The organism is Intestinicryptomonas porci, assembly GCF_033971905.1.
GTDB classification, from domain to species: domain Bacteria; phylum Verrucomicrobiota; class Verrucomicrobiia; order Opitutales; family Intestinicryptomonadaceae; genus Intestinicryptomonas; species Intestinicryptomonas porci.
Window position 1 is genome coordinate 26961 of sequence record NZ_JALBUT010000005.1, and the last position, 11526, is coordinate 38486.

Below are 11526 nucleotides of genomic sequence, written 5' to 3' on the forward strand. Positions count from 1 at the left end.
AAAAATCCTTTCTATTACGAAAACAATTCGACGTCCAGAGTAAGCCTGCTTGCCGCTTCAATCGCGCGCGCCACTGCTCTTGCCTTTGAGCGCGTCTCTTCGTATTCCTTTTCGCTTTCGCTGTCGTAAACTATGCCCGCCCCCGCGCGCACCGACAGCTTGCCGTCTGTGATTTGCAGGGTGCGTATGGTGATTGCCATGTCCATTTGCCCATTGTAGCCGATGTAGCCCACACAGCCGCCGTATGCGCCCCTTGCGGAGGGTTCAAGTTCGTTTATTATCTGCATTGCGCGGACTTTCGGCGCACCGGAAAGAGTGCCTGCGGGGAATGTCGCGGCAAGAACGTCGAAGGCGTCAATTCCTTTTTTGGCTTCGCCTTCAACCTGGCTTACGAGGTGCATGACGTGCGAATATCTGCGTATTGACATATATTCACTAACTTGCACGCTTCCTGCAACGCAGACTTTTGAAATGTCGTTTCTGCCCAAATCCACAAGCATCAGGTGTTCGGCGCGCTCTTTTTCGTCTGATAGAAGTTCGTCTGCAAGCGCGATGTCTTCGGCTTCGTTTTTGCCCCTTTTGCGAGTTCCTGCAATCGGGCTTGTGAAGACTTTTCCGTTTTCAAGGCGGACGAGCGTTTCGGGGGAGGAGCCGACAAGCGCGTTGTTCCCGCTCTTAAAGCAGAACATGTAAGGCGATGGATTTATAAATCTCAACGCCCTGTATGCCGAAAGGGCATCGACATCGGCGTCGCTTGAAAATTCCTGCGAAAGCACGACTTGTATGATTTCTCCCTGTTTAATGTATTCCTTTGCCTTATCGACGATTTCAAGAAAGTCGTCTTTTGGCATATTCGAGACGAATTTTATCGGCTTTGAATTTTCGCAAAACGAAATTTTCGCGCTTTCGTGGAAGATTTTTATAAGGCGTTCGATACGCTTGCAAGCGTGGTTATATGCGGCTTCGGGCGTATCAAATTCGTCGGTGTGGGCGCAGACTAAAATTTTTATCGTGTGGCGAATGTTGTCGAAAATCGCAAGCTCGTCGAAAATTCCAAGGCGCGCGGTTTTGAACGCGGTTGCGTTTTTGGGTTTTGGCAGGCGTTCAAACAAGTTTACGGTTTCATAGCTGAAATATCCCGCGGCTCCGCCGAAAAATCTCGGAAGCCCCTCTATTTCAGCGGCGTTTCTCGTTTTTAAATAGGAGCGAAGCGGGCTTAGCGGAGACTGCGTACCTTCAGACGTAAAAACTCTCCCGTCTTTGAATTTCAAAACAGACTTCCCTTCGTCTGCTTCAAAAACTGCTTTCGGCTCAAATCCGATAAAGGAGTATCTGCCGTAGTCGTTGGCATTTTCCGCGCTTTCCAAAAGAAAGGCGTCTTCGCGTTCGGCTATTTTTGAAAAAGCCGATACGGGCGTTTCGACGTCCGCCAGAAGTTCGGCGTAAACGGGAATTACATTGTGGTTTTGCGAATATTTTTTGAATTCTTCTAATGCAGGTTTCATAATTTGGACACAAAAAAAGCGGCCAAAATACAAAAGGCCGCCACCGCTTTAATTTGAATTAAACCGTTATGCGACCTTCGACTTTGTCCACCAAGAGTTAAACATGTTTGTGATTTTTTTAATGGCTTATTTTTTAGACTTTTGATGTTTGTGTTGTCAAATATTTTTTTAAAAAATTTTTTCTTTGAAAAAAAACGCGAACGTATGCTATATTAAAAAAATCGACAAATTTAGTTTGCAAAATAAAATAGCCGTGCAAGAAGCCGCCCAAGAAATAGCCTGTATGTTCCCGCGCCGCATTCCATCAGAAATCGTGGCGGAGCTTCCCATGGCGTCTTACAAGGGCGACATTGTGCTGGTAAATTCCGAAGAGGAGGCGCAATCGGCGGTTTTGGAAATTTCAAAGGAAACTCTTTTGGGTTTTGACACCGAGTCGCGCCCGAGCTTCAAAAAGGGTTTTTCTTATCCCGTTTCAATCCTGCAAATAGGCGGAGCGGAAAAGGTCTGGATTTTCAGGCTCGCAAACATTGGTTCTGCCATTGAAAAGGTATTTTCTATATTGGAAAATCCGGTCATAAAAAAAGTCGGGGTTGCCGTAAATGGAGACATCGCGAACTTGAAGGCTTTGCGCGACTTTACTCCCGCGGGCTTTGAGGATATAAGCGTCAAGACGCGGCAGGTTGGAATAGTAAATACCGGGCTTAGAAATTTGCTTTCGCTTTTTACGGGGCTTAGGATTTCAAAAAGCGCGCAAATGAGCAACTGGGCGGCGGAGGAACTTTCAAAAAAGCAGATTTCTTACGCCGCAACCGACGCTTGGGCAAGCAGGATTTTGTATTTGGAAGTCGAAAAGCTTTTCGAGCACGGCTATGTCTTGGAGCCTGAAAAGCCGAGGGAAGACAAGCGCGGCATTGTAAGACGCTTCTTTGAAAAGTTGCGCTCGAAGTTTTGGTGTTGATTCGAGGTCATCTTTGTTTTTTGCAGGGCGTTTTTGCGTTTTATTTTACTGTAATATAAACGCCGGCTTTACAATTCAATCTTTGAAAAGTAAAAATAATATCATAAAAAAGAAACAGTCTGTTAAGACTGCATGATTATTGTTTGTTCGAGGCTTAAAATTCAGGAGATATTATGAAAACTACAATAGGGGTTGATTACGGGACCAATTCGTGTCGCGCGGTCGTTGTCGATTGCTCGAACGGGCGCGAGCTTGGCTCCGGAGTTTATAATTACGAAAGTGGCTTTCAGGGCGTTTTGATTGACGCAAAAGACGCAAATCTTGCGCGCCAAAAGCCCGCAGATTATCTGAAAGGCTTGGAGATTACGATAAGGGATGCCCTAAGCGAAGCTTCTAAAAATTGCAAGGATTTTTCCGCAGACAGCGTTTGCGGCATAGGCGTTGACACCACGGGCTCCTCGCCGCTTCCCCTTTGCAGGGACAATTCTCCGCTTGGCGAAACCGATGAATTTAAAAATAATTTAAACGCCCAGTGTTGGCTTTGGAAAGACCACACTTCTATTTCGGAAGCCGAAAAAATAACTGCTCTTGCTTCTAAAATCCGCCCGCAATATTTGGCAAAATGCGGCGGAGTTTATTCTTCCGAATGGTGGTGGAGCAAAATTTGGCACTGCTTGAACGTAGATGAAAAAGTTTTTGACGCCGCGTTTTCGTGGGCTGAAATCGCCGACTGGATTCCGTCGGTTTTGGCGGGCGTGAAAAATCCGCTTGAAATCAAGCGCGGCGTTTGCGCGGCGGGGCACAAGGCATTTTATTGCGAAGAGTGGGGCGGGCTTCCCGACGGCGAATTTTTGTCGGCTCTTTCCCCGAAGCTTGCAAAATTAAAGGAAAATTTGTATTCAAAAGCCTATTCAGCCGATACTGTTGCGGGATATTTGTGCGCAGAGTGGGCGGAAAAGTTAGGCTTGAAGGAGGGAATTGCAATCGCCATTGGCGAGTTCGACGTCCACTACGGCTCAATCGCAAGCGGAGTTTCGGAGGGCGTGCTTGTAAAGGCTGTCGGCACAAGCACTTGCGACTGCACCGTAAAATCGGCGGATTCAAAGCTTCCCGACATAAAGGGCATTTGCGGAATTGTAAACGGCTCGATTTTGCCGAATTGCTACGGTTTGGAAGCGGGGCAGTCGGCGGTTGGCGACATCTTTAAATGGTGGATTGAAGTCCTGCTTGGAAACGACGGCTCCGCTTTCAAGAAATTCAGGGAAGAAGTAATTTCACAAAAACCCGGCGAGGCGGGGCTGCTTGCCCTCGACTGGAACAACGGCAACCGCACCGTTTTGGTTGACCAGCGTTTGACGGGGCTTGTTATGGGGCAGACTTTGCACACAACTGCAGCTGAAATCTACCGCGCCTTGATAGAAGCCACGGCGTACGGCGCAAAAATCATAATCGACAGGTTTGAAGAAAACGGAGTGGAAATCAAAAAGGTCGTTTGCTGCGGCGGCATCGCGCAAAAAGACGAGATGACAATGCAGATTTATTCAGACGTCTTTAACCGAGAAATTTATATTGCAAAAAGCTTTCAGACTTGCGCGCTTGGGGCGGCTATCGGGGCTGCGGTGGCTTCGGGCGTTTACGGCGGCTTTTCCGAAGCGCAGTCGAAAATGGTTTCGTTTAAGGACAAGGTTTATAAGCCAATACCCGAAAATGTCGAAGTTTACGCAAAACTCTTCGGGTTATACAGGCAGATTCACGACGCTTTCGGCGGCGTAAAAACTGAAAGCTTGGCAAACGTGATGAAAGATCTTTTGAAAATCAAAGAAGAGGCGAGAAAATGAAATTTGAAGACATAAGAGCGGAGGCGTGCGTCGCAAACAAAATGTTGCCGCAATCAAAACTTGTGGATATGACCTTCGGAAATGTCGGGGTTTTCGACAAGGAGCGCGGCGTTTTTGCCATAAAGCCGAGCGGGGTTGACTATGAAAAGCTGACTCCCGAAGACATGGTAATTGTCGATTTAAACGGCAAGGTTGTTGACGGAAATTTGCGCCCTTCAAGCGACACTCCGACCTATGTAGAAATTTTCAAGGCGTTCGGAGTGCGCGCCATGGTCCACACCCATTCAAGGGCGGCAACCGCCTTTGCGCAGGCTCTTATGCCAATTCCCGCCTTCGGCACGACACATTCCGACTATTTTTATGGCGACATTCCTGTAACGCGCCCGATGACGGCTGATGAAATTGCTTCTGAGTACGAAAAGAACACGGGGCTTGTTATTGTCGAAACTTTCAAAAAGCTGAATTTAAATCCCGATGAAATGCAGGCTGTTTTGGTTGCTTGGCATGCGCCTTTTGTTTGGGGAAACAGCGGCAAAAAGGCAGTCGAAAACGCAAAGGCTTTGGAAATTTGCGCGGATATGGCACTAAAAACGCTGTCGCTAAATCCATCGGCCGCAAGAATTTCGGAAGAGCTGAAAGACAAGCACTTTTTGCGCAAGCACGGCAAAAACGCCTATTACGGACAAATTTGATTTTTGCCTTGAAAGAGAATTTTTTTCGGCATATTTTGTTTTTTAACTTTTAACAAATAATATTGAGTATGCAAGAGATTATAAATTGGCAGGACTGGCTGGTTATTGCCGCCTATTTCGTAATTATCGGACTTGTAGCCTGGTGGAGCGGGCGCGGTCAAAAATCGACTGAAGACTACTTTTTGGCGGGCAGAAACGCGGGCTGGCTCACGATAGGTGCATCAATATTTACCGCAAACATCGGTTCGGAGCACATAGTCGGCTTGGCGGGCGCGGGCGCAAATTCTGGCATGGCGATGGCGCACTGGGAAATGCACGCATGGGTTCTCATTCTGCTTGCCTATGTATTCGTGCCTTTTTATTACAAGGCGGGCGTTTCAACGATACCCGAATTTTTGGAAAAACGCTTTGGCTCCAAAACAAGATGGCTTCTTTCTGTCGTCTCTTTGGTTGCATACATCTTTACAAAAGTCAGCGTAACTGTCTATGCGGGAGCAATAGTATTTGGTGCGTTTTTGGGCGATACTTTCGGTTCTGTTGAAAACGCGTTCTGGGTCGGCGCGTTCGCAACCGTTATATTGACAGGCATTTACACTGTTTTTGGCGGCATGAAGGCCATTCTTTACACAGCCACTCCGCAGGCGGTAATCTTGATTTTGGGTTCCGCTCTCATCACATACTTCGGCTTGTCCGAGTTGGGCGGAATGAAAGAGGGTTTTGACTCGACCATAACAGGCGGTTGGAACGCCTTGATTGACTCTGCAAAAACAAAGGCGGGGGATTTCGCATTGTGGCGTCCGCTTTCAGATCCCACTTTCCCGTGGCTTGCCGTATTGATAGCTTCCCCCATCATCGGCATCTGGTACTGGTGCACCGACCAATATATTGTTCAGCGCACGTTTTCCGCAAAGAATTTGGAAATCGCCCGCAAGGGTGCGCTTTTCGGCGGGCTTCTTAAAATAACACCCGTTCTCATTTTTCTTATCCCGGGCATGATTGGCTGGGCGTTGTTTGACTTAAATCCCGAAAAATTCAAGCTCTCAATCGACGCAGAAGGTCAGATTATGGGCGACGCGGTTTTCCCGATGCTTGTGACCACGCTTTTGCCGCACTGGTTCAGGGGCTTGATTGTCGCCTGCTTGTTGGCGGCGCTCATGAGCTCTTTGGCTTCATTGTTTAATTCTTCTGCGGCACTCTTTACCGACGATATTTACAAAAAAATCGTAAAAGGCAAAACTCAAAAGTACTATGTAAACGCAGGCAGAATTGCGACAGTCGTCGTTGTCGGCATCGGCATGATTTGGATTCCCATCATGAAGCAGGTTGCAAGCGGCGGATTGTTCCCGTATTTGCAAAATGTTCAGGGCTTTATCGCTCCCGCCATTGCCGCGGTGTTCCTTCTTGCCATTTTCTGGAAGAGAATGAACGAATTTGGCGCGATTGCGGGCTTGGTTTTGGGCTTTGTGGCGGGCATGGCAAAGCTCACCATACAAACATTCTTCGGCAAGGAAAAAATCGACGTTCCCGTGCTATCGCAGATTGGCGACTTCAATGCTTATTACGCGACGGGCGTTTTGTTCTTGTTTAGCATCGTTGTTATTATATTTGCAAGCAAGATGCGTCCCGCGCCCGCTTCTGAAAAGACAACGGGGCTTACGTACGCGTGGCTTTTGTCCGACAAGCAGGCGAAAAAGGAAATCGAAGATTCTTGGGATTGGTCGAACAAGATTTTTGCGGGCTTGATTTTCCTTGGCGTCTTGGGAATGTACTTGTACTTCTCGTTCTGGCTTTCATAAAGTATAAAAATTTCCGACGCTTTAAAGGCGTAGAATTGAAAATCAAAAGATGGCATCGGCGTTTTCGGTGCCATTTTTTTATGCGGCTATGGAAATCCGTGGAATGCGCTTTATGGGAGATGTTAAGCGGTTTTTCCTTTTGCCGAACTATCGAGTGCGTGGTATTGCATTAAAGGATTTTTTTGCGTTTCCCTGAAAGGAGATTTTCCTTTTTTGGGAAGCGTATTCAATTTACAGTAATATTCGTTTTGATTTTCTAATACGCGTCTTTTTGCGCTGAAAATCGGGGAAATCCGCCTAAAAGAAAGCAAATAAGCGTGATAATTTCAATGCGCGTTTTAAATCTGAAATTTTCGGTTTTATGGATTTTTTCGCTTCTTGGGCTTATTCCATTTTTTTGTTGAAAGGGAGGGGGGAAGTGGTACATTTGTTTTCCAATAATTTTTATATGGCGACGTCTGATCATTTAGAAACATTTCAGGAGCAAGGCATTGTTTTTTCAAAACTTGATGCCGTAATTAACTGGGTTAGAGCAAATTCCATCTGGCCTCAGCCCATGGGGCTGGCATGTTGCGCCATTGAACTTATGGGCGTCGGCGGTTCGAGGTTCGACATCGGCAGGTTTGGCGCGGAAGTCATGCGTTTTTCGCCGAGGCAGAGCGACTGCATGATTGTAGCGGGAACAGTGACTTACAAGCAGGCGGGCGCGGTCAAGCGAATTTACGACCAGATGGCAAATCCCAAATGGGTAATTGCCATGGGCGCGTGCGCTTGTTCGGGCGGAATGTTCCGCACTTACTCCACGTTGCAGGGCTTGGATAAAATAATTCCCGTTGACGTTTATCTTGCGGGCTGTCCGCCGCGTCCCGAAGCTTTGCTCGATGCTCTGATAAAGCTTCAGGAAAAGATAAAGACCGAACATTCCGCAAAAAATTTGTTCAAAGCTGTCCAGTAGAAAGTTTTTAAGATGAATGCAGATGAAATTTTAACAAAAATGCCGTTCTTGAAAGTCCGCGAAGGGGGTCGGGACGGCATTGCGGCTTTTGACTGCCCTCCGCAAAATCTTAAAGAGGCTGTTTCGGTTTTGAAAAGCGACTTTTCGTTCGACAGCCTTTGCGACATCGCTTCCGTCGATATGGGCGAAGATGCCCCGCGCCGCTTTGGCTGCGTTTATCATTTTTATTCGATGAAAGGCAAGTATTACTTGCGCCTTGCTTCTTTTGCTGAAAGCGCGGAAACTCCCAAGCTACAATCCATTTCCGATATTTTTGCAAACGCAAATTGGTTTGAGCGCGAAGCCTTTGACATGATGGGAATTATCTTTGAAGGGCATCCCGACTTGCGCAGAATTTTGATGTGGGACAAGTACGAATGGCATCCGCTTCGCAAGGATTTCCCTCTCGCGGGGCGCGAATCGACTTTGCCCGACACTTATGAGGACGCGGTTGGCGACGATCCGATGTTTGTAAAGCCCGCCCCCATGGAAGGCGGACCTTTCCACAGCGAACCCGGCGCAAAATTTGCGGCTTGCAAAGAGCCGAGAAGCCGTGAACAAAAATAATTTCCACGCGCGTATGAAAGAAGAAAAAATCATAGATGTAAAAGACGTTGCGGCAATGGCTGAATGCGGCGAAATCGGCGAGCGCATGATTGTCAACATGGGGCCTTCGCATCCGTCCACGCACGGCGTGCTTCGCATGGTGTTTGAGCTTGACGGTGATATAATCACAAAATGCAATCCCGTCATCGGATATTTGCACAGAGGCTCTGAAAAGGTTGCGGAAAACATGACTTACAACCAGTTCATACCTTACACTGACCGCTTGGACTATCTTGCGCCCCTTTGCAACAACGTGGCTTTCGCAACCTGCGCGGAAAAAATTGCGGGAATTGAAGTTCCCGAACGCTGCAAGGCAATCAGGGTCTTGTGCTGCGAGCTTTCAAGAATTGCAAGCCATTTGATAGGCGTAGGCGTTTACGGCATGGACGCGGGGGCATGGACTGTTTTCATGTACGCATTCACACAGCGCGAAAAGCTTTACACACTCTTTGAGCGTTTGACGGGCGCAAGGCTTACCTGCTCTTACGCGAGAATAGGCGGGCTTGCAAGAGATATACCCGAAGGCTGGCTTGGCGACGTTGCAAGTTTTGCAAACCAGTTTTTGCCCGCTCTTGACGAAATGGACAGCCTCATAACGCGCAACCGCATATTTATCGACAGAACCGAGGAAATAGCGGTGATTTCGCGCGAAGAAGCGATAAACTGGGGGCTTACGGGGGCTAATCTCCGCGGTTCGGGCGTCGAAAGCGACATCAGAAAAGACAATCCCTATTTGGGATATGAAAATTACGAATTCGATATTCCCGTCGGTACCAAGGGCGACGCCTACGACAGGTGGCTTGTAAGAATGGAGGAAATGCGCCAGAGCATAAGGATTATTCGCCAGGTAATAGACAAAATGCCAAAGGGCGCATGGCACGTTGACGACCCCAAAATTTTTGCTCCCGAAAAGCGTAGCGTGCTGACGCAAATGGAGTCTTTGATTTCAAACTTTGTATTGACCACCGAAGGACCAAATCTGCCCAAGGGCGAAGCTTATTTCGAGGCTGAAAATCCCAAGGGCGCGCTCGGATTTTTCATAATGAGCGGCGGGGGCGGCGTGCCGTACAGAGTTCGCATCAAAGGGCCTTCGTTCGTAAGTTTGAGCATTCTGCCGAAAATAATGCCGGGGCATCACATAACCGACGTTCCCGTAATTTTAGGGTCTTTGGACTTCGTTTTGGGAGAATGCGACAGGTAATTTTTAAGCGACACTGACATGGAAATTTCACAAGATTTGGAAAAACGCGCGGACGCCATTATTGCGGAATACCCCGTAAAGCGTTCCGCCGCGATGATGCTTATGCATCTCATTCAGGAGCATTTCGGCTATTTTGATGACGATGCCATAAATTATGCCGCTAAGAAATTAGGGGTTCAGCCCGTGGAAGTTTACGGAATGCTCTCTTTTTACCCGATGTTTTCCGACAAGCCGCGCGGCAGAATCCACATCAAGGTTTGCAGGACCTTGTCTTGTGCATTGGCGGGTTCGATAGATTTGGCGAACAAAATATCGGAGCTTGTCGATTGCCCCATAAACGGTACAAAGGGGGTTTACACTCTCGAATTTGTCGAATGCTTGGGCAACTGCGTAAAGGGCGCAAACGTACAGGTAAACGACAAGCTTTATGACGGCTTGAATCCGCAGGATGCAGAAAAGTTTGTGGAGCAGCTTAAAGCGGACGACTTGGCGGGCAAGTTAAATTCGGTTTCGGCATTCGAGCGTCCGCAGGGCGCAGACTTTAATTCGCCCGAATACAAAGGATAATTTTATGGCAGTTCAGGAAAAAAGAATTCTTTATCGCCACATCGACATTCCCGATTGGAACGCTTCCATCGAGTGCTATGAAGCCGACGGCGGCTATCAGGTCTTGAAAGAAGCCGTAAAGCGGGACAGGCAGGAGCTTTGCGACGAGGTTTTGAAGTCGGGCATAAAAGGCAGGGGCGGCGCGGGCTTTCCGATGGGCATGAAATGGAAATTTTTGGACAGAAAAAGTGGAAAGCCCATCTATTTGGTTTGCAACGCCGACGAGTCCGAACCCGGAACGTGCGTTGACCGCGAGATAATTTACAAAGATCCCCACCAGCTCATTGAAGGCATCATGTGCGCCGCTTTCGCGATAAATGCGAAACAGGCGTTTATTTACATAAGGGGCGAATACATAAACGGATACAGAATTTTAATCGAGGCTGTAAAGGAAGCGCGCGCAAAAGGATATGTGGGCGAAAACGTCTGCGGTTCGGGCTATTCCTGCGAAATTAACATCACGCGCGGCGCGGGCTGCTACATTTGCGGCGAGGAAACGGGGCTTATCTCTTCTTTGGCGGGCAAGAGGGCATATCCGCGCATTAAGCCGCCTTACTTTCCCGCAGTAATGGGGCTTTACGATTGCCCGACTGTCGTAAACAACGTAAAGAGCCTTTGCTATGTCCCGTACATATTTAAAATCGGCGGCGAAGCGGTTTCAAAAATCGGCGTTCCGAACGACCCCGGCACCTATGTCTGGGGCGTTAGCGGACAAGTTCAGAAGCCCGGGCGGTACGAAATCGAATCGGGCGCATGCACTTTGGGCGAGATGTTGTACGATGTTTGCGGTGGACCTTTTGCGGGCAGGACTTTCAAGGCGATAATTCCCGGCGGTTCTTCAATGAAAATTTTGAAGTGGGGCGAGAAGTTCGACATAAAACAGCCAGACGGTTCAGTCAAGGAATTGAAGGTTGAGGACATTCCGCTTTCAGCCCCGTCTCTTATGTCTTGCGGCACCGCGCTTGGCTCGGCCGGTATTATCGTTATGGACAACACCGTTGACATGGTTGAAGCAATGGCGAATTTGAACGCCTTTTACGCGCACGAAAGCTGTGGTCAGTGCACGCCGTGCAGGGAAGGCTCTTTGTGGATTTCAAAAATCACGAAGCGCATTTGCTCGGGTGGCGGCAGGCTTGAAGACCCAGAACTTCTGATGAGCCTTGCAGACAATATTTGCGGGCATACCATTTGCGCACACGGCGAAGGCATGGCGTGGCCCGTCCAGAGCAATGTCGCCAAATTCAAAGACGAGTACATGGCAAAAATTTCGCGCCAGCTCGCGGGAGAGGGCGAAGCTCGTTTGGATAAAAATTCTTACAGGTTGATTTAA

10 protein-coding genes are annotated in these 11526 nt (G+C 48.2%); 9 read left to right on the plus strand and 1 reads right to left on the minus strand.

Going from position 1 to position 11526, the window contains the following annotated elements:
- Positions 1 to 14: 14 nt before the first annotated feature.
- Positions 15 to 1505 carry an anthranilate synthase component I gene (trpE, locus tag MOX91_RS05015; protein WP_370396988.1) on the minus strand — a complete coding sequence of 497 codons (1491 nt, stop codon included), beginning with the start codon at positions 1503 to 1505 and terminating at the stop codon, positions 15 to 17.
- 235 nt (positions 1506 to 1740) lie between these two features.
- On the opposite strand from trpE, the gene MOX91_RS05020 reads away from it, so the two are divergent.
- The 9 genes from MOX91_RS05020 to nuoF all read left to right on the plus strand — a co-directional run bounded on the left by MOX91_RS05020 (position 1741) and on the right by nuoF (position 11526).
- Positions 1741 to 2463, plus strand: a complete 723-nt coding sequence (locus MOX91_RS05020; protein ID WP_370396989.1) for a 3'-5' exonuclease — start codon at positions 1741 to 1743, stop codon at positions 2461 to 2463.
- 173 nt (positions 2464 to 2636) lie between these two features.
- A complete protein-coding gene (locus tag MOX91_RS05025; RefSeq protein ID WP_370396990.1) occupies positions 2637 to 4301 on the plus strand; it encodes a ribulokinase in 1665 nt (554 codons plus the stop codon).
- Complete coding sequence (gene araD, locus MOX91_RS05030; RefSeq protein ID WP_370396991.1) at positions 4298 to 4993, plus strand: L-ribulose-5-phosphate 4-epimerase AraD; 696 nt, start codon at positions 4298 to 4300, stop codon at positions 4991 to 4993. The genes MOX91_RS05025 and araD overlap by 4 nt, the downstream gene beginning before the upstream one ends.
- A 68-nt stretch (positions 4994 to 5061) precedes the next feature.
- The gene (locus tag MOX91_RS05035; RefSeq protein WP_370396992.1) at positions 5062 to 6789 is read left to right on the plus strand and encodes a sodium:solute symporter; all 1728 of its coding nucleotides are present in this window, start codon (positions 5062 to 5064) and stop codon (positions 6787 to 6789) included.
- A gap of 448 nt (positions 6790 to 7237) precedes the next feature.
- Entirely contained in the window at positions 7238 to 7744 is a 507-nt protein-coding gene (nuoB, locus tag MOX91_RS05040) for an NADH-quinone oxidoreductase subunit NuoB (RefSeq protein WP_370396993.1), read from the plus strand.
- 12 nt (positions 7745 to 7756) lie between these two features.
- Positions 7757 to 8350 carry an NADH-quinone oxidoreductase subunit C gene (locus MOX91_RS05045; RefSeq protein WP_370396994.1) on the plus strand — a complete coding sequence of 198 codons (594 nt, stop codon included), beginning with the start codon at positions 7757 to 7759 and terminating at the stop codon, positions 8348 to 8350.
- A gap of 13 nt (positions 8351 to 8363) precedes the next feature.
- Complete coding sequence (gene nuoD / locus MOX91_RS05050; RefSeq protein ID WP_370396995.1) at positions 8364 to 9590, plus strand: NADH dehydrogenase (quinone) subunit D; 1227 nt, start codon at positions 8364 to 8366, stop codon at positions 9588 to 9590.
- A gap of 18 nt (positions 9591 to 9608) precedes the next feature.
- Positions 9609 to 10157: an NADH-quinone oxidoreductase subunit NuoE family protein gene (locus MOX91_RS05055; RefSeq protein WP_370396996.1), complete on the plus strand. Its 549-nt coding sequence runs from the start codon at positions 9609 to 9611 to the stop codon at positions 10155 to 10157.
- Positions 10158 to 10161: 4 nt separating this feature from the next.
- The gene (nuoF, locus tag MOX91_RS05060) at positions 10162 to 11526 is read left to right on the plus strand and encodes an NADH-quinone oxidoreductase subunit NuoF (protein WP_370396997.1); all 1365 of its coding nucleotides are present in this window, start codon (positions 10162 to 10164) and stop codon (positions 11524 to 11526) included.